We start from the raw sequence: 24,446 nt of genomic DNA on the forward strand, positions 1-24,446 counted from the left end.
CTGTTTGAATGCCTCAGAGTGGGTCCGACGGGTACGGCGGGGCGGGGTGAGGGTCATGGAAGTGTCCACTTCTAATGCGTAGTGGACACTATGGTTAGCGAGCTAAGAGGATGGAGGAAGATGGGTTGGCCGGGGGCTTACAGCGCAAATGCCGAGGTGTGGGGTGGGCGACTGAAGTCGCCCCTACAGGGCCGGGATCGGCTCCGGCTGAAACCCTTGCCCCGCGCGGCTTTTCGGCCGTTTTCGCGCTTCCCCGCTTCACCTGCGCGTGCTCCTGGCGATCATTGCTGGACGTCCGGCAACCATCGCAGGATGCCCTGCAGCAGGCGCACGACGTCGTGCAGCGATTACAGGACAGGGGGCAGAGGCCTGTCGATGTCGGTGAGCCACCGCATTCCCTCGCCCATGCCATGGCGGGCGACACGAGGCGACGCCGGGCCGCCGCGTCGCCCGATTACGACTTTCCGGATTTCGACGAGAACGCCAAGGCGACCACCTTTTACACCACCGGCATCACCGGGCTGCCCAAGGGGGTGTAATTCAGCCACCGGCAGTTGGTGCCGCACACCCTGTCGGTGGCGGCGGGACTGGGCGGGGCGCCGCGCCAGGGCCGGCTGCACCGGGATGATGTGTACATGCCCATCACGCCGATGTTCCACGTGCCTGCCTGGGGCCTGCCCTACGTGGCGACGATGCTGGGGCTCAAGCAGGAGGTGTATCCGGGCCGCTACGTGCCCGAGACGCTGCTCAAGCTGGTGCGCGACGAGGGGGTGACCTTCTCCCACTGCGTACCCACCATCGTGCACAAGCTGTGGATGCATCCGCTGTCCAAGCTGATCGAATCGACCGGCGTGAGCCGCTACGGCGTGCTGATGCAGGTGGAGTTCGTCGCGGCGCTTGCCCGCACCAGCGTGGGCAAGCTCAACAAGCGGACGATGCGCGAGGCTCAGGAATAAGCGCTGGCGCGGGTGAAATGCGTGGATGGGCAGCGAATGCCAGCAATCCAGCCCGCCACGCCCACCCCGATCACGTCAGAAAGCTGACCCACCCCTAGGTCAAATCGGGGCCGCTTGGCAGCATCCATAAAAACACCTTATCCACCCTCCATTCCCGCCCACACCGCCTGCCGCCCAGCATAAGCACAAACCCATGAAAAACAACACATTTCCGCCCTTGCGGCGGATTTTCATTCAGCCCCGGCCTCAGCACGCTTCCTCCCTGCGCCTTCTCTGGCAACGATTTTTTCATATGAAAAAAGCGCTGCCAGACGTCTAGCTGCAACTGCGGGATGTCTCGCAGCGATTTCGAGAGGTCTCTCGATGATTTCCGGATGTCTCTCGACGGCTGCGGGACGTCTAGCGAGGCTTTTGGGATGTGTGGCGGAAGATTCGGCTTATGGTGCAGCCGCTGCGAGACGTCTGGCAGCGGTTTTTTCATGTGAAAGAATGATTGCCAGACGTGCCTCAGCGGCTGCCAGACATCTGGCAACGACAGCCAGAGCCTGTGAGGGACGGCGCGAGACATCCCGCAGGAACTGCCAGATGTCTCGCGATGGCTGCGGACGGTCTGGCGGCGGTCGCAAGGGGTCTGGCAATCATCGCCAGGCGGGGTGGGCGAAGGTATTCGCTGCCACAGGAGAGCGCTCAGCCGGGACGTCCGAATCCGCCCTCGACCCACGCCGTGGCGCTGGCGCGGGTGAGCTTGAAACCGGCTTCGACGCGGACCCGGGCGAGTTCGTCGCCGAGGGGGTCGAAGGCGGAAAGGATGGCGTAGGGCTCGTAGTCGTCGGGGACGATGTCGAGGGTGACCTCGACCGGCCCCTCGGCGGCGCTGATGGTGATGCGCTTGTGGAGCATCGCGTGGAGGTGCTGCTCGTGACGGCGCAGCACTTCGGAGGCGGTCTTGACGAGGGTCTGGAAGGCGCCGGCGTCGAGGGGCTTGGGGTTCTTCTTGTCGCGGCCCATGGTCCAGGGGCCGACGAGGGCGGGTTCGGATTCGCCGTCCTTGATCATCGCCACGGCCCAGCCGTCGTCGTCCTCGTTCTTGATGACGCGGGCGGTCCAGCCGTTGTCCGCCCACAGGCGGTCTTCCTTGATCGTGGTGGGCAGGTCGGCGTCGGCGGTGTCGTTCATGCGTGGCGGCTCGGGCGGGACGAAACGGGGGCGCGGCCGGCAGCCTGGCCGCCGCGCCGAAAAGGCATCAGACCTGGGTCAGGAAGCGCACGTCGAGGGGCGCGGCGAGCAGCGGCGCCGAATCGGCCACCACCGCCTTGAGGTGCGGGGTCTGCATGTGGGCGTCGATGGCGGCCTGGTCGGCCCATTCCTCGACGAAGGTGAAGTCGGTGGGATCGTTGCGGTTGTTCAGCAGCTCGTAGCGGATGCAGCCGGCTTCCTGGCGGGTCGGCGCCAGCATGCCGACGAGCAGGGTGCGCAGGGCAGCGACGGATTCGGGCTTGGCGGTGAAGCGGGCGATGATGTGGATGGTCATGGCGTCTCCGGGTCGAGGGTGTCGGGGTGAAAGGGGCATCGATTCTAGCCGATCACCGCCGCGCGACGTGCGCGGTCGTCATGCGGACGTGCCAGAATCGGGCCTGCTTCGTCATTCCGGGGAATTTCTTCCGATGCTGTCCCGTCACATCACCGTTCATCACCACCCTGCCGCCCGCCCCGCCGGACGCCCGCCGCTGCTGTTCGTCCACGGCGGCTACACCAACGCGCGCTGCTGGCAGTTGCACTTCATCCCGTTCTTCAACGCGCTGGGCTACGACTGCCACGCCATCGACCTGTCCGGCCACGGCGACAGCGGCGGACACGCCCAGATCGACGAATTCGGGCTGGACGACTACGCCGACGATCTGGCCGGCGCAGTGGCCGAGCTGCCGGCGCTGCCGGTGCTGATCGGCCATTCGATGGGCACCCAGGTGGTCGAGCGCTATCTGGCGCAGGGCCGGGCCGCCGGCGTGGTGCTGATGGCACCGGTGCCGCCGTCGGGCACCGGCGGGTCGGCCAGCCGGCTGGCGCTGACCCGGCCGGATTTCTTCGCCGAGCTGCCCAACGCGGTCTCCGGCCATCCCACCGACGCCACGTTCCGGGTGATGGCCGAAATCTACTTTTCGCCGCAGTTTCCCCACACCGAGCTGGCCGAGTTCCTGCCGATGATGGACCGGGAGTCCGACCGCGCGGTGGCCGAGATGGTCGCCCTGCCCTTCCTGCGCTCGGGGCGGCGCCCGTCGATCCCGGCACTGGTGATGGGCGGCGGCGTGGACGCGGTATTTCCGCCGTCGATGCTGTTCTTCACCGCCCTGGCCTGGCGCGCGCAGACCATCACGGTGCCCGACTGCGGCCACATGCTGATGCTCGACCGGCCCTGGCCCAAGGCCGCCGAGGCGCTGGCCGGCTGGCTGGCGCATCTGTGAGGCGTCCCCGCCGTCAGGCGCGGTCGAGCATCACGTAACGCTTTTCGACCCGCTCGATCACCTCGAAGGTGCCGATGAAGCCGGCGGGAATGATGCCGGCCTCGCCGGGCCCGAAGCTGCGGGCGTTGCCGGCGGTGTCGACGATGCGCAGGCGGCCGCTGATGACCTGGAAGAACTCGTGGCGCCCCGGGTGGAAGGCGATGCGCCAGGCGCCGGGCTCGCACGCCCAGTCGCCGATGGACAGCGCGCCGCCTTCGGCGGTGTAGCGCTCGGCGGTGAGGCGCAGCGGCGGCGCGCCGATCGCCCGACCAAGCGCCGGGCGGTCTTCGACGGGTTCGGGGGCGGGATCGGAAAAATGGATGACGGACGGCGGCGGCATGGCGAAGCGGAATCCGGTGGCTGATGCGGGAAGCCGCGCAGTTTACGCTTTTGCCATCAGGATGGCGTGACGGCCGGATTCGCTTACAAAAAAGCCCCGTCGTCGATGATCGGGACAGCCCTTGTAGGGGCGAATTCATTCGCCCGCGGAGGTTGAACACCGCAATGGGCTGTTTTTTACGCGTGTCGTGCGACTGAATTCGCACCTGCAGGGGAGCGGTGCCGCGCGCGGGGCGGCTTCAGAAGAGCTCGACGTCGTCGCCCTTGTCCTTCATCTCGGCCTTGTACTGCTCCAGGGCGTCCTTCACCGGCACGCCGCGCATCACCGCGTTGAACATGTCGACCTCCTCGCGGGTCGAGTACTTGGCGCGAATCTTCTCCTGCAGGGCGACCCACTCGTAGGGGCTGTAGATCTTGCGCTGGTCGGTGACCAGCTCGCCGAGCGCCTCCAGGCTGTGGGAGACGTGGGCCAGACGCTGACTGAGCTTGTCGTAGAACTGGAAAGCGATGATCGAGCGCTGGACACGCCCGGCCACCTCGCCGGCGTGGCCGATGAGGGCCGCTTTGAGCTCGGCCGTGGCGGGGGAGTCGGGCAGTTGCTCGAGCGCCCCGCTCATCATGCGCATGTAGCCGGCCATCGAAGTGAAGGAGTCGGTCAGCACTTCGACTGAGCTGTTGCCTTCCTTCATGGCGGCGTCGATCTGGCCGACGGCGAGTTCGAGCATCAGCACGGTTTCGCGCACCTGGCTCCAGTCGAGATCGGGGGTCTGGGCGCTGCTGCCGCGACGACTTTCTGCGGTCATGGGGTTCTCCGGACATCGTGGATGATGTCCGGTTTTCGGCCTGGCGACACAAAGCTTTAGGGCGCACCCGCCGCGCGTCAGCCGACGAACACCGGCTCCGGCTCCAGATCGACCCCGAAACGGGCCCGCACGTCGGCGCGTACCGCGTCGCTGGCGGCGCGCACATCGCCGCCCTGGGCACCGCCGTGATTGACCAGCACCAGCGCCTGGCGCTCGAAGCAGCCCACCGGGCCGAGGCGCCGGCCCTTCCAGCCGGCCTGCTCGATCAGCCAGCCGGCGGCGAGCTTCTGGCTGCCGTCGGGCTGCGGGTAGTGGGGCAGCGTCGGAAAGTCGGCGGCGAGGCGGGCATATGCGTCGGCGGAGACGACCGGGTTCTTGAAGAAGCTGCCGGCGTTGCCGATCTCGGCCGGGTCGGGCAGCTTGCGGCGGCGGATGGCAATCACCGCATCCGATACCTGCAGCGGCGTGGGTTGGGCGATGCCGAGGGCGTCGAGTTCCCGCGCCACGTCGGCGTAGTTGGTGCGCGGCAGCCACTTTTTGGGCAGGCGGAAGGTGACCGCGGCGATGAGATAACGCCCGGCGCCGGCCTGCTTGAAGAAGCTGTCCCGGTAGCCAAAGTTGCAGTCGCGCTTGTCGAAGCCGACCGTCTTGCCGGTTTCCAGATCGTAGGCGCGCAGGCTGTAGAAGTGTTCGGCCATCTCGATGCCGTAGGCGCCGATGTTCTGCACCGGCGCAGCGCCGACGGTGCCGGGGATCAGCGAGAGGTTCTCGAGGCCCGGCCAGCCCATCTCGATGGTCCAGCGCACGAAGTCGTGCCAGTTCTCGCCGCCGCCAGCGCGGATGTAGAAGGCGTCGGCGTCTTCCTGCACCCGGCTCTTGCCGTGGAAGGCGACCTTCAGCACGAGGCCGGGGAAATCCCCCGTCAGCACGAGGTTGGAGCCACCGCCCAGCACGAAGCGCGGCAGGCCGGCGACACGCGGGTCGTCGATCACCGCGCGAAGCGCGTCGACCGAATCGACCGCGGCGAACCACGCGGCGCGCGCCGGCAGGCGCAGGGTGTTGAGGGCGTCGAGGGCGACGTCCTGCTGGAGCAGGTCGGGGGCGGTCATTGGCGGATTTCGGAAAAATCAGGCGGCGGCGGCATGTCCGGCGTGCGCCGGGCCGGGTTGATGTCGAGCCCGCCGCGGCGGGTGTAGCGCGCCCACACCGACAGGCCGGTGGGCTGGCAGTGGCGCAGCACGTCCATGAAAATGCGCTCGACGCATTGTTCGTGAAACTCGTTGTGCTGGCGGAAGGACACGATGTAGCGCAGCAGGCCTTCGCGGTCGATGGGCGCGCCGCGGTAGCGCAGCACCACCATCGCCCAGTCCGGCTGGCCGGTGACGAGGCAGTTGGACTTGAGCAGGTGCGAGTAGAGCGTCTCGGTGACGTGGGGGCGGGCGTGGTCGGCGGCCAGGCATTCGGGGGCCGGGGTGTAGCGGTCCACGTCGATGTCGAGGGTGTCGAGGAGCACACCCTTGGGGTAGCCCATGGGGCGCTGCGGGCGCGCCGACAGGGGCTCGACCCGCACGCCGACCGGCGCACCGGCGGCCTCGGAGAGATCGCGGACCAGCAGACCGGTGAGCGCGGCCACGTCGGCCAGACGCGTCTGGTTGAACGAGTTGAGATAGAGCTTGAACGATTTGGATTCGACCAGATTGGGCGAATCGGCCGGGAAGCGGAACTGCGCCAGCGCCACCTCCGGCTTGCCGCGGGGGCCAAGCCAGGACAGCTCGTAGGCGTTCCACAGGTCTTCGCCGACGAAGGGCAGGCTACCTGCGGCCACGCCGATCTCGTCGCGCTTGCCCTGGCGGGCGATGGGGAACAGCAGTTCGGGCGTGTAGTGCTGGGCGTAGGCGACGGGCTTGCCCAGGGGCGAGGCGTCGGGGTGGGCGGGGATGCGGTCGGACATGGCAGCGGAGCGGATCAGGGCTGGCGCAGGGCAGCGAGGAGTTTCTGGCCGGCGCGGCCATCCACGTTGTGGCCGAGGCGCTGCTGCTCGGCGCGGATGGCGGCGCGGCTGGCGTCGCCGAGCATGCCATCGACGGTGCCGATGGCGTAGCCCTTGGCGATCAGCAGGGTCTGCAGCTCGCGGCGCTCGGCGCGGGAGAGGCCGGGGTCGTCGGTGGGCCATGGGGTCTGGATCGGGCCGCCGCCCTTGAGACGATCGGACAGGTGGGCGATGGCCAGGGCGTAGCTCTCGGCAGCGTTGTAGCCGAAGATCGCGTCGAAGTTGCGGAACACGATGAAGGCCGGGCCCTTGGGGCCGGCGGGCAGCAGCAGGCCGGCGGAATCGGGGCCGCCGAGGGGGCTGCCGTCGAGGCGGGTGACACCGCGGGCGCTCCAGCTGGCAAGCGGCTGCTTGTTCTTGCGGCCGGCGCCGCTGGCGTCGAAACCGGCGGGCAGGCGCACCTCGTAGCCCCAGGGCTCGCCCTCGCGCCAGCCCGCTTTACGCAGAAAGTTGGCGGTGGAAGCCAGCGCATCGGGCACGCTGCCCACCAGATCGCGGCGGCCGTCGCCGTCGAAATCGACGGCGAGGCGCAGGAAGGTGGAGGGCATGAACTGGGTGTGGCCGAAGGCGCCGGCCCACGAGCCGTTGAGCTGCTCGACCTGCACGTCGCCGGCCTCGACGATCTTCAGCGCGTCGAAGAATTCGCCCCGGAAATACGCCTGCCGGCGGCCGTAGCACGACAGGGTGGACAGCGAGGTGAGCAGCGGCCGACTGCCGAAGTTGCGCCCGAAGTTGCTCTCGACGCCCCACACGGCGACGACGGTGGCGGGGTCGACCTTGTAGCGTTCGGCGGCGCGGGCCAGGACTTCGGCCCACTGCTTCTGCATGGCGCGGCCGTCGGCGACGCGCTCGTCGTCCACCAGGCCGGCGAGGTAATCCCAGATCGGGGTGCGGAACTCGGGCTGGTAGTCGAGCAGGTCGAGCACCTTGAGATCGGGCGCGAGGCCGGCGGTGAGACGGTCGTAGGCCGGGCCCGAGACGCCGCGGGCGGCGGCGTCGGCCTTGAGGCCGGCGAGGCAGGGCGCGAAGCGGGCGGGATCGGGGGCGTCGGCGGCATGGCCGGCGAGCGGGGCGAGCAGCGCGGCGGCAAGGAGAAGGAGGCGGGTTTTCATCAGCGGATAAAGGATTGCATCAGGGCGAAGAAGCGCCCGTAGAACTCGGCGTCGGTGATGGTTTCCTCGCCGACCTTGACGAGGCTTTCGTTGCTGGCGCCAAAGGGCAGCGATACCGAGCCGATGCCGGCGACGCTGAGGCCGGCGCTGCTGGAGCCGGCCTTCAGCTCTTCGCGCACCTGACGGGCGTTGGCGAACACCGAGGCGCCGTCGCCTTCGACGAGGCACGACAGGGTGAAATTGATCTGGACCTGGGCGCCACGCTCGGGCTGGAAGAATTTCTTGGCGCGCACCGCGTCGGGCTTGTGCTCCTCGATCACGTAGCCCTGGCTAAGCAGGGCGCGGCGGCCGGCCTCGCAGGCGCTGGCGGGCTTGACCTCGTCGAAGGACTGCTCGTAGGGCGAGTTCGGCGTGAAGTGTTCGAGCCGGTAGGCGGCGTCCTTGTCCTTGGGCTTGGAGAAGGTGCCGCAGGCCGCCAGCAGCAAGCTGGCGAGCGCGACAGGCAGGACGGAACGGTAACGCATGGTGTTGCTTTCGTGATGGCGGGGCGGCGCCGGACGCGGTAACGGGCCCTCAGTGGGCTTCGTCCCAGTTGGCGCCGACGCCCACTTCGGCAACCAGCGGCACGGAAAGTTGCGCCACGCCGGCCATCAGCCTGGGCAGCTGGTCGCGGATCAGGGCGACTTCGTCGTCGGGCACCTCGAGCACCAGTTCGTCGTGCACCTGCAGGATCAGCTTGCTCTTCACGCCGGCCTCGCGCAGCCAGGCGGAGGTGGCGATCATCGCCTTCTTGATGAGGTCGGCAGCGGTGCCCTGCATGGGCGCGTTGATCGCGGCGCGCTCGGCGGCCTGACGGCGGCCGACCTGCTGGGCGCGGATGTCCGGCAGGTGCAGGCGGCGGCCGAAGACGGTCTCAACAAAGCCGTTGGCCTTGGCCTCGGCGCGGGTGCGCTCCATGTAGGCGGCGACGCCGGGGTAGCGGGCGAAGTAGCGGTCGATGTAGTTGGCGGCGGCGGCGCGCTCGATGCCGAGGTTCTTGGCGAGGCCGTGGGCGCTCATGCCGTAGATCAGCCCGAAGTTGATCACCTTGGCGTAGCGGCGCTGCTCGCTGGTCACTTCGAGCGGGGTGACGCCGAAGATCTCGCCGGCGGTGGCGCGGTGCACGTCCTCGCCGTGGGCGAAGGCGTCGAGCAGGCCCTTGTCGCCCGACAGGTGCGCCATGATGCGCAGCTCGATCTGGGAGTAGTCGGCCGAGACGATCTTGTGGCCGGCCGGGGCGATGAAGGCGGCGCGGATGCGGCGGCCTTCCGGCGTGCGGATCGGGATGTTCTGCAGGTTGGGCTCGGTGCTGGCGAGGCGCCCGGTGACGGCCACCGCCTGGCTGAAGCTGGTGTGCACGCGGCCGGTGCGGCGGTTCACCATCAGCGGCAGCTTGTCGGTGTAGGTGTTCTTGAGCTTGGCGAGGCTGCGGTGTTCGAGCAGCAGCTTGGGCAGCGGGTAGTCCTCGGCGAGCTGGGAGAGCACGTCTTCGTCGGTGGACGGCTGGCCGGTGGCGGTCTTCTTGACCACCGGCAGGCCCAGCTTGGTGAACAGGATTTCGCCGAGCTGCTTCGGCGAGCCCAGGTTGAAGGGCTGACCGGCGAGCGCGTGGGCCTGCAGTTCCAGCGCGTGGAGGCGACGGCCGAGCTCTTCGGAGTGCTGGGCGAGCAGGAAGTCGTCGATCAGCACGCCGTTGCGTTCCATCTCGAACAGCACGCGGGCGGTGGGCAGTTCCACGTCGCGATACAGCGCGGCGAGGGCCGGCTCGGCGGCGAGCTGGGCGGACAGCGCGTGGTGCAGACGCAGGGTGATGTCGGCGTCCTCGGCGGCGTATTCGGTGGCGCGGGCGAGGTCCACTTCGCCGAAGCCGATCTGCTTGGCGCCCTTGCCGCAGACGTCGGCGTAGGTCAGCGTCTTGAGGCCCAGGTGGCGGCTGGCCAGGGAATCCATGTCGTGGGACTTGTCGCTTTCCAGCACGTAGGACTCGAGCAGCGTGTCTTCCGCGATGCCGGCAAGCGCGATGCCGTGGTTGGCGAGGATGTGGGCGTCGTACTTGAGGTTCTGACCGAGCTTGCGGTGGGCGTCGGATTCGAGCCACGGCTTGAGCTTGTCGAGCACCTCGGCGAGCGGCAACTGGGCCGGCGCGTCGGCGTAGCCGTGGGCCAGCGGCAGGTAGGCGGCTTCGCCCTCGACCGTGGCGAAGGACATGCCGACCAGCGTGGCGACCATCGGGTCGAGGCCGGTGGTTTCGGTGTCGAAGGCGGTGAGTTGGGCGGCGTTGATCTTGGCCAGCCAGGCGTCGAAGGCGGCCCAGTCGAGGAGCGTTTCGTAGCCGGTGCGGTGAGCGCCGGGCTCGGCCGGCGCGCTGGGCGCGGCAACCGGCGCGGTGGCCGCGGACGGCGCCGCGGCGCCCGCTTCCAGTTCCTTCAGCCAACCCTTGAATTCGAGGCGGCGGTAGATCGCGGCCAGGGCTTCCTTGTCGTCCTCCCGGGCCGGCAGATCGGCGGGGCCGACGGGCAGCTTGAGGTCGGTGACGACGGTGACGAGCTTGCGCCCGAGGGGCAGGAAGTCCAGGTGCTTCCTCAGGTTCTCGCCGACCTTGCCGCCGACCTTGTCGGCGTGGGCGATGAGGTTGTCGAGGGTGCCGTATTCGGTGAGCCACTTGACGGCCGTCTTGGGGCCGCACTTCTCGACGCCAGGCACGTTGTCGACGGTGTCGCCGACTAGCGCGAGGTAATCGACGATACGCTCGGGCGGCACGCCGAACTTGGCGGCGACGCCGTCCGAGTCGAGCACTTCCTCGCTCATCGTGTTGACCCAGCGCACGCCGGGCTGGACGAGCTGGGTGAGATCCTTGTCGCCGGTGGAGATGACGACCTCCCAGCCGGCCTCGACGGCCTGGCGGGTGAGGGTGCCGATCACGTCGTCGGCCTCGACGCCCTCCTCGACCAGCAGTGGCCAGCCTTCGGCCTTGACCGCCTCGTGGAGCGGTTCGATCTGCGCGCGCAGGTCGTCGGGCATCGGCGGGCGGTGGGATTTGTAGTCGGGGAACCAGTCGTCGCGGAAGGTCTTGCCCTTGGCGTCGAAAATGCAGGCGCGGTATTCCGCCTTGTAGTCGGCTTCGAGCCGACGTAGCATGGACAGCACGCCGCGCACGGCACCGGTCGGCTCGCCCGCCGCGTTGCGCAGGTCGGGCAGGGCATGGAAGGCACGGTACAGGTAGCTGGAACCGTCGACGAGCAACAAGGTAGGCATGGGCACGCGGGCTGACGAGGCATCGCGCCCCTCCACCCCTCACTCCTCACAAGACAATGACTGCAAAAGACAAACTCCCCCGGATGGTACCGAGCACGACGGCCCAGAACTTCACCGCGCGGGAGTCATGGCGGATTTTCGGGATTATGGCAGAGTTCGTCGAGGCCACTGAACGCCTCAAGCCGATCCGCCCGGCGGTGTCGATCTTCGGCAGCGCCCGCACCAAGCCCGACCACCCCTACTACGAGAAGACCGAGCGCATCGCCCGGCTGCTGTCGGACGCCGGCTTCTCGGTGATCTCCGGCGGCGGCCCCGGCATCATGGAAGCGGCCAACAAGGGCGCCTACTTCGGCAAGTCGCCCAGCGTCGGCCTCAACATCCAGCTGCCCATGGAGCAGCAGGCCAACCCCTACCAGGACATCTCCCAGACCTTCCAGCACTTCTTCGCGCGCAAGTTCATGTTCGTGAAGTTCGCGGTGGCCTACGTGGTGATGCCCGGCGGCTTCGGCACGCTGGACGAGCTGCTCGAGGCGATGACCCTGATCCAGACCGGCAAGAGCCGCAAGATCCCGGTCATCCTCGTCCACGAGCCGTTCTGGCGCGGGCTGATCGACTGGTTCAAGGACCGCCTGGTGGACGAGAAGATGATCAACCCCGACGACCTCGACCTGATCCAGGTCATCGACGAGCCGGAGAAGGTCGTCGACGCGATCTTCAACCATTACCAGAGCCGCGGCTTCCTGCCCCTGCCCGAAGAGCACGAGCTGATGCTCAACCTCTGAGCGGCGCGCCGGGCGCTCGGCCGGGCGGGTTACAATCGCGGCATAGTCAGGAGACCCCCATGCCCCGCATTCAAGATTTTGCCGCCCTGCTGCTCGCCGTCACCGCCTCCGCGTGGGCCCAGCAGCAACCGCCGAAGCTCGAACCGCTGCCCGAGCCGCCCCCGCCGCCGCCGGGCATGGAACTTGACGCCGAGCAGGAGCCGCAGGTCACCATTGTCAAAAAGGGCGAGGACACCGTCGAGGAATACCGGGTCAATGGCCAGCTCTACATGATCAAGGTGACGCCGCCCCACGGCGTGCCCTACTACCTCTACGACGACGTCGGCAACGGCGACTTCATGCGCCGCGACGCCCACGACGGCGGCGTGCGCGTGCCCAAGTGGGTCATCAAGCGCTGGTGAGCCCGGCGGCGGCCCGGCTCAGGGCCGCAGCGCCGGATGCTTCAAGGCGTGAGCGGTTTCCATCAGGTAATGGCGCGCCTGCGCCTCGTCCCGCTTCAATCCCATCTCACCGTTCCGATAAGCCAGCGCGAGGGTCTGGATCGCCTCCGGGTGGTCCTGCTCGGCCGCGTCGGCGTACAGCCTCAGCGCCGCCGCCTCGTCGCGGGGCACGCCCTCGCCTTCCCGGTAGGCGTTGGCCAGCATGAACTGCGCGGCCGCCACGCCGCGCCGGGCCGCCACGTCGAACCAGTGCGCCGCCTCGGTGGCGCTCGCCGGCACGCCGTCGCCGTTGCGTAGCGCGATACCCAGGTGAAAGGCGGCGCCCGGATGACCGGCCTCGGCCGCGGTGCGCAGCCAGGTGGCGGCGCGCACGGGGTCGGGCGCCACGCCGGCGGCGCCGTTTCGATACAGTTTCCCCAGCACGAAAGCAGCGACCGTATCGTGTTCGGCCGCCGCCTGCGTCAGCCAGCCGAGGGCACGGGCCCCTTCGCCCCGGGCCAGCAGGACTTCGCCCAAGACTCGCCGGGCCTGGGGCACGCCCTCCTGGGCGAGGGTCTGGAGGCGGGTCAGCGCCGCCGGCTGCCGCCCGGCGCCGGCAAGCACCTGCAACTGCAGCGGGTCGGCCGGCAGCGGGCTTCCCGGTGCGGCCGGCGCGATGAAGGCGACCGCCGCGAGGGCCGCCGCCCCCGCCAGCACCAGCGCGGCCAGGCGCGGCGGGTTGCGGGGCTTACTTGGAGAGGTCGATGCCATACAGCGCGAGTCCCTTGCCGCTGCCGTCGTCGGCCTGAAGCAGCGATACGCCGGCGATGCCGGCCGCCTGGGCCAGCGCCAGCTTGCCCTGGGCCGAGTGGAACACCACCGGGCCGGCGGTCGCCACCCGGGCAAAGCGCCAGCTGCGCTCGGCACCGTTGGCGGCGCGGGTGACGGTCTTGATCGCCTTGACGTAGGCGATCAGCACGTCGCGGTTGGCATCCGGCGACGCGTAGATCGTCTTGCTTCCGTCGAGGCCCGGAAAGCTGCCACCGCCGCTGGCGCGGTAGTTGTTGGTGGCGACGATGAACTCCTGCGCCGCGTCGAGGGCTGCACCCTTGTAGGTGAGATTGACGATGCGGCTGCCCACCGGCCGGGTGACGTCGATCTCGTAGCGGATGTCCGGGCTGGTGAACATGTCGAAGTTGTAGCCCGGGAAGCTGCTGACCAGTTCCTGCTGGGTGGTCCTGGCCGGATCGATCTGGTTGAAGCGCCTGGCGGCGGTCTCCAGCCAGCTCTTGATGACGGCTCCGCTCACCTTCACCGCGTAGACGGTGTTGGGATAGAGGTAGAGGTCGGCGGCGTTGTTGATCGCCAGGTTGCCCTGGGCCACATCGGTGAAATCGGACCCGCCGGCAAAACCACTCTTGAACGGCGCGCTCACCGACAGCACCGGCAGGCCGGCGTACTGGGGCAGGTTCGCGGCGACGTAGCGGGCGACGTAGTCGGCCTGGGCCTGATTGACCAGCTGGATGGCGCCCGGATCGCCCACGTCGGCGAAATAGGACGACATCTCGAAATCGGTGCTGCCGATCGGCGTCCTGACGTAGTCGATGGTGGCCTGGTGCTCGGTGGCGATGGCGGCGGCCACGGCCGGGCTGACGGCCACGTAGCTCTTGTCGGCGTTCTGGGTCGAGCGAGCCTGGACCACGGTCTTGGTCTTGTCGACGCGCCACGCGTTGCCGTCGTAACTGAGGGCCAGCTTGATAACGCCCAGGTGCTTGCCCCAGTAGTTCGCCATCACGGTGGGCACGCCGTTCACGGTGCCGGCCTCCTTGTCGACGCCGGGCAGGTTGAACTGCGAAACGGTGCTGGTCGCGTTCGGGAAGACCTGATGCGAGTGGCCGATCAGCATCGCATCGACGCCGGAAACCTTGGAGAGGTGGTAGCTGCCGTTTTCCATGCTCGGCGAGTAGGCACTGTCGTCGAGACCGCCGTGGGAGATCACCACCACGAGATCGGCGCCCTTGGCGCGCATCTCGGGGATGTACTTCTCGGCGGCTTCCTTGACGCCGACGGTGTAGACCTTGCCGTCGAGCCAGCGCTTGTCCCAGCTCATGATCGCCGGCGGGGTGAAGCCGATGATGCCGACCTTGACGGTGCCGCTGACGGTGGCGCCGTCGGGGCCGGTGGCGGTCACCTTCTTGTCGATGATCGCGTAAGGCTGGAACAACGGCTGGCCGGTCTTGACGCTATTCACGTTGGCCAGCACCAGCGGGAAGTTCGGTCCCTTGCAGACCGGCTGCGCGGCGGGCTCCGCCATGCCGGTGACGCTGAAGCGGTTGCCCGTGACCTGGCTCAGGAACGGCAGGCCGTAGTTGAACTCGTGGTTTCCGATGCCGCCGCCTTCGTAGCCGGTGGCGTTCATCACCTTGTACATCGCCAGCGTGTCGCTGCAGGCGAGCGGATTGACGATCGCCTGGTAGTCGGCCAGCGCGGTGCCCTGAATGGTGTCGCCGTTGTCGAGCAGCAGGGTGTTGGGGAATTCCTGACGCGCCGCGGCGATCAGCGTCGCGGTGCGCTCGAAGCCGAGGGAACTGTCTTCGGCGAGCTTGAAGTAGTCGTAGCTCAGCACGTTGGTGTGGAGATCGGTGGTCTCCAGCAGGGCCAGCGTGGCGGTGGAGCCGGCCGGGGTGGCCGACGCGGCGGAGTCGTGGCTGCCGCTGCTTCCGCAGCCGGCAAGCACGAAGGTGACGGCGACGCAGGCGCCCAGACGGTTTCTCGACAACAGCATGACAACACCCGGCTCGAAGGAATGGAGCCCGCGAGTATCGTCAGCGTGGATTGCCGCCCGGTGACGGCAATGTTGCCGGATCGCGATGATCCGGCAACATTCTGCTTACAGGCGTGGAGGGCTTACGGCGCCTCGCACAGGCAGTGCAGGTAGACGTGGCCCGGATCGTTCCAGAACGCCAGCCCCGCCAGCTCGCCACGCAGTCGGGCCACGGTCAGATCGACCAGCGAGGCGCGCGGCGGGGTGTCCGCCTCCTCGCCGTTGTCGAACAGTTTGGCGAGCAGCTGGTCGCGGGGCGACAGGGGCTTCTCGACGTAGCTCACGTCGTAATCGGTGAGCCCGGCGCGGGCGGCGGCGGCCTTGAGGGCGGCGTCGAGACCGCCAAGCTTGTCCACCAGGCCTTTTTCCTTGGCCTGGCTGCCCAGCCAGACGCGGCCCTGGGCAACTTGATCGACCGCCTCCGGGCTCATCTTGCGCGCCGCGCCGACCACCGCCAGGAAGCGCCGGTAGCCGTGTTCGATGCTCTGTTGAAGGAGCTGGCCGACCTGCGGATCGAGTGGCCGGCGCGGGTCGATCCCGGCCGCCAACGGCGTGGTGCCGACGCCGTCGACGCTGAGACCGAGCTTGGCCATCGGCCCCGAAAGATCGGGGATCATCGCGAAGATGCCGATCGAGCCAGTGATCGTGGTCGGGCTGGCCCACACCTCGTCGGCAGCCATGCCGATCCAGTAGCCGCCCGACGCCGCCACCGACCCCATCGACACCACCACCGGCTTGCCCGCCTTGCGGGTGAGCTCCAGCTCGCGACGGATCACCTCGGAGGCGGTAGCGCTGCCTCCCGGGCTGTCGATGCGCAGCACCACGGCCTTGACCGCGTCGTCCTCGCGGGCCTGGCGGATCAGCGCCGCCACGGTGTCGCCGCCCACCGCGCCCGGCGGCTGCTCGCCATCGACGATCGCCCCCTGGGCCACCACCACCCCGACCTTGGCCGCCGGGTGGTTCGCCTCCTCGCGGACGCGACCGATGTAGGTGGCAAGATCCACGTGCTTGAACCCCTTGCCGTCGGCGCTCGGGCCGACCTGCTGGCGCAGGAAGTCGCGCCACTCGTCGGCGCCCTTCAGGCCATCGACGAAGCCGGCGGTGTGCGCCAGTTGGGCGGCATCGCCGCCGGCGGCGGCCAGCATCTCGGGCGCCTCGCCCACGTAGCGGGCGATCTGCGCCGCGGCCTTGGGGCGCGCCGCGGCGATGTCGGCCTGGTAGGCCTGCCAAGCGGCATCGAGATAGACGCGGCTCGCCTCCCGATCCTCCGGCGACATGTCGCTGCGGGTATAGGGTTCGACGAAGGACTTGTAGGTGCCGACGCGGAACACCTGCATCTTCACGCCGAGCTGGTCGAACAGGCCCTTGAAATAGGTCGGGTAGCGCCCGAAACCGGACATCAGCACGTAGCCGTCCGGATTGAGGAAAACCTCGTCGGCATGGGCGGCGAGGTGGTACTGGGCCTGGTTGAAGTTCTTGCCCCAGGCAAAAACCTTCTTGCCGGCCTTGCGGAATTCGGTGATCGCCGCGGCGATTTCCTGCAACTTGGACAAGCCGGCGCCGCCCAGACCGTCGGTCTCGACGACCAGCACCTTGATGCGCGGGTCGGTGGCGGCGGCGCGGATGGCGTCCACCACGTCGCGCAGCAGCACCTGATGCATCCCGTCTCCGCCCTGCAGCATGCTGAGCGGGCTGCGCACGCTGCGCTGCTCGACGAGATTGCCGTTGGGCGCCACGACCAACGCCGCGTCGGTCGGCAGCGGTTCGATGCGGCTGGTCCACAGCCCTGCCAGGATGAACACCACCACCGCGATGAACAGCAGATTGACACTTGCCCGCCGCAGGCGGTCGATACCGCGCCACACGCCCGACACCACTCTTCTCACGACCCCCGGCCGTGCGCTGCGATCCATCCTGCTCTCCATTGTCTGCCTGTCATGCGGCCTGCGGTTGCCCGCAAGGTTTCGGCGCCCCGCCAATCCGGTAGAATCCGCCCATGTTTGCCAATCCCCCGCCCGACCAGATCCGCAAGCTGCTGCGGGAGGTCAAGACCATCGCCGTCGTCGGCCTGTCGCCGCGTCCGGAACGCCCGAGTTATCGGGTGGCCCGTGCGCTGCAGGGCTTCGGCTATCGCATCGTACCGGTTCGCCCGGCAGTTTCCGAGGTGCTGGGCGAAAAAGCCTACGCGCGCCTGTCCGATCTGCCCTTCGTGCCCGATCTCGTCGACGTGTTTCGTGCCGCCGACGAAGTCGGTCCGATCGTGGACGAATGCATCGCCCTCGGCGTCGGACGCCTCTGGCTGCAGGACGGGGTGATCAACGAGGAAGCCGCCGCGCGAGCCCGGGAAGCCGGCCTCACGGTGGTGATGGACCGCTGCATATGGCGGGATTACGTGGATTTTATCCCATGACCAGCACGCTCGCCTTTACCAAGATGCAAGGCCTCGGCAACGACTTCGTGATGATCGACGCCGTTCGTCAGCCCATCGCGCTCACCGCAGACCAGGTGCGCTACCTGGCCGACCGCCATTTCGGCGTCGGCTGCGACCAGCTGCTGGTGGTCGAACCGGCCCAGACACCGGGCGTCGATTTCCGCTACCGCATCTTCAACGCCGACGGCGGCGAGGTGGAACAGTGCGGCAACGGCGCCCGCTGCTTCGCCCGCTTCGTGTTCGATCAGGGCCTCACCGACAAGCGCGAGATCCGCGTCGAAACCAAGAAGGGCATCATCACCCCTCGCCTCGAGACCGACGGCAACGTGACCGTCGACATGGGCGTGCCGGTACTCAATCCCGCCGATGTGCCCTTCGTCAGCGACTCCGACGCTTACGTGCAGCCCCTCGACGTGGCCGGCACCCGCGTGGCGATCACCGCCGTCAGCATGGGCAACCCCCACGCGGTGCAGGTGGTGGCCGACGTGGACAGCGCCCCGGTGGCCGAGCAGGGTCCGCTGATCGAACATCACCCGCGCTTCCCGGCGCGGGTCAATGCGGGCTTCCTGCAAGTGGTGGACGCGCACCGGGTACGCCTGCGCGTCTTCGAACGCGGTGCCGGCGAAACCCTTGCCTGCGGCACCGGTGCCTGCGCGGCGGTGGTGGCGGGCATCCTGCGCGGCCTGGTGGCCTCGCCGGTGGCGGTCGAGACCCGCGGCGGCGAACTCACCATTGCCTGGAACGGTCTCGGCACGCCGGTCATGATGACCGGCCCGGCGGTCACCGTCTTCTCCGGCCAGCTCACGCTTCCCTGAACCCACCACCCGGCCCCCGCCATGAAAGCTTCCGACGTCATCCAGTTCCTGCAGGCGCATCCCGACTTCTTCGACGACAACTCGGGCCTGCTGACCGACCTGACGGTGACCCATCCCCACAACGGTCAGGCCATCTCGCTGATCGAACGGCAAATGCTCGCCCTGCGCGAGCGCATCGCCCAGCTCGAAAACAAGTTCGCCGAGCTGCTCGAATTCGGCGAGGAAAACGACGCCATCGGCGAGAAGGTCCATCGCCTCACCCTGTCACTGCTCGAAGCCGAGGATTTCGAATCGATCCGCCAGGCGATCTACACCCACCTGCAGGAAGATTTCACCGTGCCCCACGTGGCCTTCCGGGTCTGGAACAGCGTGCTGTCGCGCAGCGGCCCCGAATTCCTGCCGGTGGGCGAGGACGTGCGCTTCTTCACCGGCGACCTGACCGCGCCCTACTGCGGCACCCCGACGATCCGCGAGGTCATCAACTGGTTCGGCGCCGCCGGCCGGCAGGTGAAGTCGGTCGCCCTGGTGCCCCTGCGCCGCGACGAGAAGACCTTCGGCCTCCTGGCCATGGGCAGCGAAGACCCGGAGCGCTTCTACCCGGCGATGGGCACGCTGTACGTCACCCGCATCGGCGAGATGGTCTCGGCCTCCCTCGTCCGACAGCTCGGCTGAGGGGCGCATTAAGCTACTGCTCAGGCCGATCTTGCGTCTGCGATGCTCGCCGTACGCATGTACGGCTGCGCTTCTCGACGCGACCTCGACCCGCTCGCTACGCTTTCTGCGCCCCTCAGATGCCGGGTGATGCGTGCGGAGCGTTTTCCCCCAAATCCCATTCCCTATTTCCCGATTCCCACATCCCGCCATGGCCGATCTCATTCTCAAACCCGGTAAGGAACGCTCCGTGATGCGTCGCCACCCCTGGATCTTCGCCGGTTCGGTGGATCGGCTGGAGGGGCGGGCACGGGCGGGGGACACGGTGCTCGTCAAGGATGCCGACGGCAAGCCGCTGGCGCGGGCGGCGTGGTCGCCGGAGTCGCAGATCCGTGCCCGGGTGTGGACCTTCGACTGCGACCAGTCCATCGACCACGCCTTCATCAAGCGTGCGGTGGCCGCGTCGGTGGCACGGCGGGCGTCCCACCCGTGGCTGGCCGGACAGGATGGCGTGCGCCTGATCCACGGCGAATCCGACGGCCTGCCCGGGGTGATCGCCGACCGCTACGGCCCGGTGGTGGTGGTCCAGCTCACCAGCGCCGGCGCCGACAAGTGGCGCGACGCCATCGTCGCCGGGCTGGTCCAGGCCACCGGCTGCTGCGCGGTGTACGAGCGCTCGGATTCGGACGTGCGCAAGCTCGAAGGCCTCGGCCCGGTGAGCGGGCTGGTGTTCGGCGAGATGCCCGAGCACCTCACCATCATCGAGAACGGCGTGCGCATGGAAGTGGACGTGGCCGGCGGCCACAAGACGGGTTTCTACCTCGACCAGCGCGACAACCGCCTGCTCACCGGCCAGCTGGCCGCCGGGCGCGACGTGCTCAACTGCTTCTGCTACACCGGCGGTTTCTCGCTGCAGGCGCTGGCCGGCGGCGCGAAGAGCGTGATCTCCATCGACTCGTCCGGCCCGGCGCTCGCCACCGCGGCGCGCAACGTGGCGCTCAACCCGCAGCTCGACGCCGACCGCGCCGAGTGGCGCGAGGACGACGTCTTCCAGGCCCTGCGCACCCTCAGGACCGAAGGCCGCAAGTTCGATCTGATCGTGCTCGATCCGCCCAAGTTCGCGCCGTCCGCCGCCCACGCCGACCGGGCCGCCCGCGCCTACAAGGACATCAACCTGCTGGGCTTTCGCCTGCTCAATCCCGGCGGCATTCTGATGACCTACTCGTGCTCGGGCGGCATCGGTCTAGAACTGTTCCAGAAGATCGTCGCCGGCGCCGCGGCGGACGTCGGTGTCGAGGCACGCATTTTGCATCGACTGGCCGCCGCGCCCGACCACCCCGTCGGTCTCGCCGTGCCGGAGGGCGAATACCTTAAGGGCCTGGCCTGTCAGGTGTGAATTAGTCCCTGTCGGACGCAGTTTTCCGGCCTTTGGCAAGACGCAGCTATGTATTCTGCGGGCATTGAATGGTTAAATGATGTTACACATCACGGCCACACATGCTTCATGGAGAACTACATGACGACGCTGCTGCCCCCTGACTCCGCCGGGTCAGTTCCAGCCGGCACCCAGACCGGTACGATCGGGGCTGAAATTCCGCGCGAGCGGCGCCTCGCCGCGCTGCACCTTGCCCGCTACAACCTGCGCTACCTGGTACGCCTCTACGGCGCCTTCGACGGCGATCTGCTGTTGCCGATCGTGCTCGGCGAAGTCGGCCTGTACAACATGGGCGGGCTGGCGATGGAAGACCCCGCCAACCTGCCGGGCGCCTGTCCCGACGAGGAGAGCTTCCGCCGCCTGCCGCTGCGCCCGTGCAACGCCTTCTCGATCAGCTCGTCCACCGGCATCCCGCGGGAAACCGTGCGCCGCAAGGTGAGCCACCTGATCCAGCACGGCTTCATCGACCGCGACCCGAAGGGCGGCCTGACGATCACCGCCAAGGCGGTCGGCCTGTGCATGAAACCCTTCGACGAAGAAAACCAGAGCGACTTCCTGACGACCGCCACCCGCATCCAGGCGATCATGAGCGGCAGCCAGTCCGGCCAGCGCGCCTCCTGATCCCTTCGGCCATCGTCGGTCCGGGCGGCGAGCCTCCGCGCTGCCCGGACTGGCACCTCCGCACCACACTGGCGGAGCCGCCGATCAGCCTTCGTTCCACAACGCGCCACTGCCCCCCGGCGCAGCAAGCCCGAAATGCTGCCAGATCGAGGCCGTCGCCATCCGGCCACGCGGCGTGCGCTGCAGGTAGCCCTGCTGGATGAGATAAGGCTCCAGCACGTCCTCGATGGTGTCGGACGACTCGCCGATCGCCGCCGCCAGGTTGTCGAGCCCCACCGGGCCGCCGCCGAATTTTTCCAGCATTGCACCCAGCAGCTTGCGGTCCATCAGATCGAGGCCCAGGTGATCCACGTCGAGCATCGTCAGCGCCGCATCCGCCACCTCGGCGGTGATGCGGCCGTCGGCGCGCACCTCGGCGTAGTCGCGCACCCGGCGCAGCAGGCGGTTGGCGATGCGCGGCGTGCCGCGGGCGCGGCGGGCGACCTCGAAGGCGCCGGTGTCGTCGATCTCCACGTCGAGCAGGCGAGCCGAGCGCCCCACGATGTAGGCGAGTTCCTGGGCGGTGTAGAACTCCAGCCGCGACACGATGCCGAAACGGTCCCGCAGCGGGTTGGTGAGCATGCCGGCGCGGGTGGTCGCGCCCACCAGCGTGAAGGGCGGCAGGTCGAGCTTGACCGAGCGCGCCGCGGGGCCTTCGCCGATCATGATGTCGATCTGGAAATCCTCCAGCGCCGGGTAGAGGATTTCCTCCACCACCGGGCTGAGGCGGTGGATCTCGTCGATGAACAACACGTCGTGGGGTTCGAGGTTGGTGAGCAGCGCGGCCAGATCGCCGGCGCGCTCCAGCACCGGGCCGGAGGTCTGGCGCAGACTGACGCCCATCTCGGCCGCCACGATGTGGGCCAGGGTCGTCTTGCCGAGGCCCGGCGGGCCGAACAACAGCACGTGGTCGAGCGCCTCGCCGCGACGCTTGGCGGCCTGGATGAAGATTTCCAGCTGATCGCGGATTTTCTGCTGGCCCACGTAATCGGCCAGCCGTTTGGGGCGCAGCGCCCGCTCCAGCGCCTCTTCCTGGTTGCTGGCCTTGGCGGCGCCGATCAGCCGCGCGGTGGCGTCGGGCTGCCCGCCCTTGATGGCGTCGGTCTCGATCATCGGTGGATCTCCACGACGTTTTTGTTCTGCTTTTCGGCAGAATGCGAAGTCCATTCCCTGAACAATGCCTGCCCCAGCGCCAGGAAGGTCGGGCCGAGGAACAGGCCGATGAACCCGAACGCCAGCACACCACCGAAGGCGCCGAGCGCGATCAGCAGGATCGGCAGGCTCGCGGTGCGGCTGATCAGGAAAGGCTTGAGGAAGTTATCCACCGAGCTCACCGCCAGGGCGCCCCACAACACCATGAACACCGCCCAGCCGCTCTCGCCCTGCTGGTAGAGCCAGAACGCGGCGGCGCCCCAGATCAGCGGCGGACCGATCGGCACCATCGACAGGAAGAAGGTGCCCGCCGTCAGCAGCAGCGCGCCCGGCACACCGGCGACCACGAAACCGATCAGCGCCACCAGTGCCTGGGCCAGGGCCGTGCCGACGATGCCGATCATCACCGCCTTGACGGTGTTGGCGGCCAGCTCGAGCAGGCGATGGCCCAGCTCGCCGCCGAGGCGTTCGGCGCCGGTTTCGAGCTGGTCGTAGATGCGCGCGCCGTCGCGGTAAAAGAAGAAACCGATGAACAGCACGAGGGTGATCTGCAGCAGCCCCTGGCCGAGCACGCCACCGAGGCCGAGGGCGAACTTGCGCGCCGGCTCCACGCCCTGCAGCGCCAGCTTGCGCATCTCGGCCTGGCTGTGGGTGAGCTTGCGCACGTAGGCGTCGATGTCCGGCCCGACCACCGGCAGCTGCTTGATCCAGGCCGGCGGACGGCCGTCGGACTGCTCGATGGCGTTGCGGGTCCAGTCCACCGCCTCCATCGCCGCATCGGTGAGCGAGGCCGCCAGGCCGATCATCGGCAGCAGCAGCACCGCGGTGAGGAGCAGCGTCATGGAGATCGCGGCCAACCCGTCGCGCCGCCCCAGCTTGCGGTACAGCCAGGCGTACAGCGGCCAGGTCGTGATGCACACCGTGCCGGCGAAGAGGATCGCGGCAAAGAAGGGGCTGAGCACGAAGGCGCAGCCGAGAATCAGCAGGGCCGTGATGGCCACCTGGGCGGTACGTCGCGGAGCCATGGGTCTGTCCCGGATGAAAGTTGGGGGGAATTATCCCCGAATCGGATCGCGCCGGAGGCATGGCGCAATGAACAAATGTTCAGGTGACGGGCTTGCGACGCACATAAACCGTCTTCTCCACCGTCGCGACGACCTCGCCCTGGCGATTGACCACGTCCACCGCGAACACCGGCTCGTGCTTGCCGCCGCCAGCAGTGGCCCGGCGGATCGCCTCGACCTGCTCGGGCGTGACGCGGAACGTGGCGCGCACGGTGCCACGGCCAGGCAGCTTGTAGTCGATGCGCGAGGCCTTGTCCCACACCACGTAGCCTCGGCCCAGCTGGTGCATCACCAGCAGCGCGAAGAACGGATCGGTCATCGCGAATAGCGAGCCGCCGAAGTGGGTGCCCATGTAGTTGCGGTTGAGCAGGCCCAGGCGCATCCGCACCACGGCCTCGGTGTAGTCGGGCGACAGGCGCTCGACGTGGATGCCGGCGCCGATGAAGGGCGGCCACAGATTCATCAGCAGGCGCAGGGTGCCAGCACTCAGTTTGACGTTGCGCATGAAGCCCTGCTTGAGCTTCTGGCTCATCGGCCGGCCCGCCCGCCACGGCGCCACACAGGTGCGCTCATGCCTTCGACAGGCCCTTGAGCGCCTGGCGGATGCCGTCGGACACGCCGACGCCGTCGGGCAACTGCTTGACGGCGCCGAGGGCTTCCTTCTCGTTGTAGCCCAAGGCCAGCAGGGCGTTGACGATGTCGGCGCGGTCGTCGGCGGGCAGCTCGACGCCGGCCCGCCCGGCGAGGCCGGGCACGGCCTTGGGCAGCTTGTCGCGCAGTTCGAGGAGCAGGCGTTCGGCGGTCTTCTTGCCGATGCCGGGAATCTTCACGAGACGACCCGCCTCCTGCAGCGCGATGGCCTGGGCGAGATCGCCCACCGACAGCCCGGACAGCACCGCCAGCGCGGTGCGCGCGCCGATGCCGGCCACCTTGAGGAGCTGGCGGAAGGTGGCACGCTCGTCCTCGCTGGCGAAGCCGTAGAGGAAGTGGCCATCCTCGCGCACCGCGAGATGGGTGGCGAGGCTGACCGTCTGGCCGGTGGCGGGCAGGCCGTAGAAGGTGCTCATCGGCACCTCGAGTTCGTAGCCGACGCCATTCACGTCGACGAGGATCTGCGGCGGGTTCTTCTCGGCCAGGCGGCCGGTGATGCGTCCGATCATG

Annotated in this window: 26 protein-coding genes; 10 read left to right on the top strand and 16 right to left on the bottom strand. The window is 68.3% G+C overall.

Going from position 1 to position 24,446, the window contains the following annotated elements; genetic code table 11:
- The first annotated feature begins 284 nt into the window (after positions 1-284).
- Together ACE3P2_RS15745 and ACE3P2_RS15750 are read left to right on the top strand one after the other, a co-directional pair.
- On the top strand, positions 285-539 hold the full coding sequence (locus ACE3P2_RS15745) for a hypothetical protein (protein ID WP_374266151.1): 255 nt from the start codon (positions 285-287) through the stop codon (positions 537-539).
- A gap of 36 nt (positions 540-575) precedes the next feature.
- On the top strand, positions 576-956 hold the full coding sequence (locus tag ACE3P2_RS15750; protein ID WP_374266259.1) for an AMP-binding protein: 381 nt from the start codon (positions 576-578) through the stop codon (positions 954-956).
- 687 nt (positions 957-1,643) lie between these two features.
- Here ACE3P2_RS15750 and ACE3P2_RS15755 read toward each other — a convergent pair.
- Together ACE3P2_RS15755 and ACE3P2_RS15760 are read right to left on the bottom strand one after the other, a co-directional pair.
- On the bottom strand, positions 1,644-2,132 hold the full coding sequence (locus tag ACE3P2_RS15755) for a hypothetical protein (protein ID WP_374266153.1): 489 nt from the start codon (positions 2,130-2,132) through the stop codon (positions 1,644-1,646).
- Between the two features lie 67 nt (positions 2,133-2,199).
- Positions 2,200-2,487, bottom strand: coding sequence for a putative quinol monooxygenase (locus ACE3P2_RS15760; protein WP_374266155.1), 288 nt, complete (start codon positions 2,485-2,487; stop codon positions 2,200-2,202).
- Between the two features lie 133 nt (positions 2,488-2,620).
- On the opposite strand from ACE3P2_RS15760, the gene ACE3P2_RS15765 reads away from it, so the two are divergent.
- On the top strand, positions 2,621-3,415 hold the full coding sequence (locus ACE3P2_RS15765) for an alpha/beta hydrolase (RefSeq protein WP_374266157.1): 795 nt from the start codon (positions 2,621-2,623) through the stop codon (positions 3,413-3,415).
- A gap of 13 nt (positions 3,416-3,428) precedes the next feature.
- Here ACE3P2_RS15765 and ACE3P2_RS15770 read toward each other — a convergent pair whose 3' ends face one another.
- From ACE3P2_RS15770 to polA, 7 genes are all read right to left on the bottom strand, one after another.
- Entirely contained in the window at positions 3,429-3,794 is a 366-nt protein-coding gene (locus ACE3P2_RS15770) for a cupin domain-containing protein (RefSeq protein WP_374266159.1), read from the bottom strand.
- 238 nt (positions 3,795-4,032) lie between these two features.
- The gene (locus ACE3P2_RS15775; RefSeq protein ID WP_374266161.1) at positions 4,033-4,596 is read right to left on the bottom strand and encodes a hypothetical protein; all 564 of its coding nucleotides are present in this window, start codon (positions 4,594-4,596) and stop codon (positions 4,033-4,035) included.
- A gap of 77 nt (positions 4,597-4,673) precedes the next feature.
- Positions 4,674-5,705 carry a UDP-N-acetylmuramate dehydrogenase gene (gene murB / locus ACE3P2_RS15780; protein ID WP_374266163.1) on the bottom strand — a complete coding sequence of 344 codons (1,032 nt, stop codon included), beginning with the start codon at positions 5,703-5,705 and terminating at the stop codon, positions 4,674-4,676.
- Positions 5,702-6,547 carry an NADPH-dependent 7-cyano-7-deazaguanine reductase QueF gene (queF, locus tag ACE3P2_RS15785; protein WP_374266165.1) on the bottom strand — a complete coding sequence of 282 codons (846 nt, stop codon included), beginning with the start codon at positions 6,545-6,547 and terminating at the stop codon, positions 5,702-5,704. The genes murB and queF overlap by 4 nt, the downstream gene beginning before the upstream one ends.
- A 14-nt stretch (positions 6,548-6,561) precedes the next feature.
- Entirely contained in the window at positions 6,562-7,758 is a 1,197-nt protein-coding gene (locus ACE3P2_RS15790) for a lytic murein transglycosylase (protein WP_374266167.1), read from the bottom strand.
- Positions 7,758-8,282, bottom strand: coding sequence for a DUF2242 domain-containing protein (locus tag ACE3P2_RS15795; RefSeq protein WP_374266169.1), 525 nt, complete (start codon positions 8,280-8,282; stop codon positions 7,758-7,760). Before ACE3P2_RS15795 ends, ACE3P2_RS15790 begins: the two co-directional genes overlap by 1 nt.
- A 49-nt stretch (positions 8,283-8,331) precedes the next feature.
- A complete protein-coding gene (gene polA, locus ACE3P2_RS15800) occupies positions 8,332-11,052 on the bottom strand; it encodes a DNA polymerase I (protein WP_374266171.1) in 2,721 nt (906 codons plus the stop codon).
- Positions 11,053-11,108: 56 nt separating this feature from the next.
- Between polA and ACE3P2_RS15805 the strand changes: the two genes are divergently transcribed.
- Positions 11,109-11,834, top strand: coding sequence for a TIGR00730 family Rossman fold protein (locus ACE3P2_RS15805; RefSeq protein ID WP_374266173.1), 726 nt, complete (start codon positions 11,109-11,111; stop codon positions 11,832-11,834).
- 59 nt (positions 11,835-11,893) lie between these two features.
- Entirely contained in the window at positions 11,894-12,235 is a 342-nt protein-coding gene (locus ACE3P2_RS15810) for a DUF2782 domain-containing protein (protein WP_374266175.1), read from the top strand.
- 18 nt (positions 12,236-12,253) lie between these two features.
- Here ACE3P2_RS15810 and ACE3P2_RS15815 read toward each other — a convergent pair whose 3' ends face one another.
- The 3 genes from ACE3P2_RS15815 to sppA all read right to left on the bottom strand — a co-directional run bounded on the left by ACE3P2_RS15815 (position 12,254) and on the right by sppA (position 16,990).
- Positions 12,254-13,024, bottom strand: a complete 771-nt coding sequence (locus tag ACE3P2_RS15815; protein WP_374266177.1) for a tetratricopeptide repeat protein — start codon at positions 13,022-13,024, stop codon at positions 12,254-12,256.
- A complete protein-coding gene (locus ACE3P2_RS15820; RefSeq protein ID WP_374266179.1) occupies positions 13,002-15,038 on the bottom strand; it encodes a bifunctional 2',3'-cyclic-nucleotide 2'-phosphodiesterase/3'-nucleotidase in 2,037 nt (678 codons plus the stop codon). The genes ACE3P2_RS15815 and ACE3P2_RS15820 overlap by 23 nt, the downstream gene beginning before the upstream one ends.
- Before the next feature lie 122 nt (positions 15,039-15,160).
- Positions 15,161-16,990, bottom strand: a complete 1,830-nt coding sequence (gene sppA, locus ACE3P2_RS15825; RefSeq protein ID WP_374266181.1) for a signal peptide peptidase SppA — start codon at positions 16,988-16,990, stop codon at positions 15,161-15,163.
- A gap of 83 nt (positions 16,991-17,073) precedes the next feature.
- On the opposite strand from sppA, the gene ACE3P2_RS15830 reads away from it, so the two are divergent.
- The 5 genes from ACE3P2_RS15830 to ACE3P2_RS15850 all read left to right on the top strand — a co-directional run bounded on the left by ACE3P2_RS15830 (position 17,074) and on the right by ACE3P2_RS15850 (position 21,030).
- Complete coding sequence (locus tag ACE3P2_RS15830; protein ID WP_374266183.1) at positions 17,074-17,487, top strand: CoA-binding protein; 414 nt, start codon at positions 17,074-17,076, stop codon at positions 17,485-17,487.
- Positions 17,484-18,323: a diaminopimelate epimerase gene (gene dapF / locus ACE3P2_RS15835; protein WP_374266185.1), complete on the top strand. Its 840-nt coding sequence runs from the start codon at positions 17,484-17,486 to the stop codon at positions 18,321-18,323. Before ACE3P2_RS15830 ends, dapF begins: the two co-directional genes overlap by 4 nt.
- Positions 18,324-18,344: 21 nt before the next feature.
- The gene (locus ACE3P2_RS15840) at positions 18,345-18,995 is read left to right on the top strand and encodes a DUF484 family protein (RefSeq protein ID WP_374266187.1); all 651 of its coding nucleotides are present in this window, start codon (positions 18,345-18,347) and stop codon (positions 18,993-18,995) included.
- A gap of 190 nt (positions 18,996-19,185) precedes the next feature.
- Positions 19,186-20,370 carry a class I SAM-dependent rRNA methyltransferase gene (locus tag ACE3P2_RS15845; RefSeq protein WP_374266189.1) on the top strand — a complete coding sequence of 395 codons (1,185 nt, stop codon included), beginning with the start codon at positions 19,186-19,188 and terminating at the stop codon, positions 20,368-20,370.
- A gap of 120 nt (positions 20,371-20,490) precedes the next feature.
- Entirely contained in the window at positions 20,491-21,030 is a 540-nt protein-coding gene (locus tag ACE3P2_RS15850; RefSeq protein WP_374266191.1) for a hypothetical protein, read from the top strand.
- 84 nt (positions 21,031-21,114) lie between these two features.
- Here ACE3P2_RS15850 and ruvB read toward each other — a convergent pair whose 3' ends face one another.
- The 4 genes from ruvB to ruvA all read right to left on the bottom strand — a co-directional run bounded on the left by ruvB (position 21,115) and on the right by ruvA (position 24,445).
- The gene (ruvB, locus tag ACE3P2_RS15855; RefSeq protein ID WP_374266193.1) at positions 21,115-22,182 is read right to left on the bottom strand and encodes a Holliday junction branch migration DNA helicase RuvB; all 1,068 of its coding nucleotides are present in this window, start codon (positions 22,180-22,182) and stop codon (positions 21,115-21,117) included.
- Complete coding sequence (locus ACE3P2_RS15860; protein ID WP_374266195.1) at positions 22,179-23,246, bottom strand: AI-2E family transporter; 1,068 nt, start codon at positions 23,244-23,246, stop codon at positions 22,179-22,181. Before ACE3P2_RS15860 ends, ruvB begins: the two co-directional genes overlap by 4 nt.
- 79 nt (positions 23,247-23,325) lie before the next feature.
- A complete protein-coding gene (locus tag ACE3P2_RS15865) occupies positions 23,326-23,817 on the bottom strand; it encodes a DUF4442 domain-containing protein (protein WP_374266197.1) in 492 nt (163 codons plus the stop codon).
- 37 nt (positions 23,818-23,854) lie between these two features.
- Complete coding sequence (gene ruvA, locus ACE3P2_RS15870; protein WP_374266199.1) at positions 23,855-24,445, bottom strand: Holliday junction branch migration protein RuvA; 591 nt, start codon at positions 24,443-24,445, stop codon at positions 23,855-23,857.
- Between the last annotated feature and the right edge of the window lies 1 nt (position 24,446).

Source organism: Zoogloea sp. (assembly GCF_041911615.1).
Taxonomy (GTDB): domain Bacteria; phylum Pseudomonadota; class Gammaproteobacteria; order Burkholderiales; family Rhodocyclaceae; genus Zoogloea.

Excerpts from the sequence above, each read along its gene's own strand:
- ACE3P2_RS15845 (WP_374266189.1), top strand. The coding sequence starts at position 19,186 with ATGGCCGATCTCATTCTCAAACCCGGTAAGGAACGCTCCGTGATGCGT.
- ACE3P2_RS15810 (WP_374266175.1), top strand. The coding sequence starts at position 11,894 with ATGCCCCGCATTCAAGATTTTGCCGCCCTGCTGCTCGCCGTCACCGCC.
- ACE3P2_RS15760 (WP_374266155.1), bottom strand. The coding sequence starts at position 2,487 with ATGACCATCCACATCATCGCCCGCTTCACCGCCAAGCCCGAATCCGTC.
- ACE3P2_RS15815 (WP_374266177.1), bottom strand. The coding sequence starts at position 13,024 with ATGGCATCGACCTCTCCAAGTAAGCCCCGCAACCCGCCGCGCCTGGCC.
- ACE3P2_RS15765 (WP_374266157.1), top strand. The coding sequence starts at position 2,621 with ATGCTGTCCCGTCACATCACCGTTCATCACCACCCTGCCGCCCGCCCC.
- sppA (WP_374266181.1), bottom strand. The coding sequence starts at position 16,990 with ATGGATCGCAGCGCACGGCCGGGGGTCGTGAGAAGAGTGGTGTCGGGC.
- ACE3P2_RS15840 (WP_374266187.1), top strand. The coding sequence starts at position 18,345 with ATGAAAGCTTCCGACGTCATCCAGTTCCTGCAGGCGCATCCCGACTTC.
- queF (WP_374266165.1), bottom strand. The coding sequence starts at position 6,547 with ATGTCCGACCGCATCCCCGCCCACCCCGACGCCTCGCCCCTGGGCAAG.
- ACE3P2_RS15775 (WP_374266161.1), bottom strand. The coding sequence starts at position 4,596 with ATGACCGCAGAAAGTCGTCGCGGCAGCAGCGCCCAGACCCCCGATCTC.
- ACE3P2_RS15865 (WP_374266197.1), bottom strand. The coding sequence starts at position 23,817 with ATGAGCCAGAAGCTCAAGCAGGGCTTCATGCGCAACGTCAAACTGAGT.
- ruvB (WP_374266193.1), bottom strand. The coding sequence starts at position 22,182 with ATGATCGAGACCGACGCCATCAAGGGCGGGCAGCCCGACGCCACCGCG.
- dapF (WP_374266185.1), top strand. The coding sequence starts at position 17,484 with ATGACCAGCACGCTCGCCTTTACCAAGATGCAAGGCCTCGGCAACGAC.
- ACE3P2_RS15795 (WP_374266169.1), bottom strand. The coding sequence starts at position 8,282 with ATGCGTTACCGTTCCGTCCTGCCTGTCGCGCTCGCCAGCTTGCTGCTG.
- murB (WP_374266163.1), bottom strand. The coding sequence starts at position 5,705 with ATGACCGCCCCCGACCTGCTCCAGCAGGACGTCGCCCTCGACGCCCTC.
- ACE3P2_RS15770 (WP_374266159.1), bottom strand. The coding sequence starts at position 3,794 with ATGCCGCCGCCGTCCGTCATCCATTTTTCCGATCCCGCCCCCGAACCC.
- ACE3P2_RS15805 (WP_374266173.1), top strand. The coding sequence starts at position 11,109 with ATGACTGCAAAAGACAAACTCCCCCGGATGGTACCGAGCACGACGGCC.
- ACE3P2_RS15860 (WP_374266195.1), bottom strand. The coding sequence starts at position 23,246 with ATGGCTCCGCGACGTACCGCCCAGGTGGCCATCACGGCCCTGCTGATT.
- ACE3P2_RS15850 (WP_374266191.1), top strand. The coding sequence starts at position 20,491 with ATGACGACGCTGCTGCCCCCTGACTCCGCCGGGTCAGTTCCAGCCGGC.
- ACE3P2_RS15830 (WP_374266183.1), top strand. The coding sequence starts at position 17,074 with ATGTTTGCCAATCCCCCGCCCGACCAGATCCGCAAGCTGCTGCGGGAG.
- ACE3P2_RS15790 (WP_374266167.1), bottom strand. The coding sequence starts at position 7,758 with ATGAAAACCCGCCTCCTTCTCCTTGCCGCCGCGCTGCTCGCCCCGCTC.
- ACE3P2_RS15820 (WP_374266179.1), bottom strand. The coding sequence starts at position 15,038 with ATGCTGTTGTCGAGAAACCGTCTGGGCGCCTGCGTCGCCGTCACCTTC.
- ruvA (WP_374266199.1), bottom strand. The coding sequence starts at position 24,445 with ATGATCGGACGCATCACCGGCCGCCTGGCCGAGAAGAACCCGCCGCAG.
- polA (WP_374266171.1), bottom strand. The coding sequence starts at position 11,052 with ATGCCTACCTTGTTGCTCGTCGACGGTTCCAGCTACCTGTACCGTGCC.
- ACE3P2_RS15755 (WP_374266153.1), bottom strand. The coding sequence starts at position 2,132 with ATGAACGACACCGCCGACGCCGACCTGCCCACCACGATCAAGGAAGAC.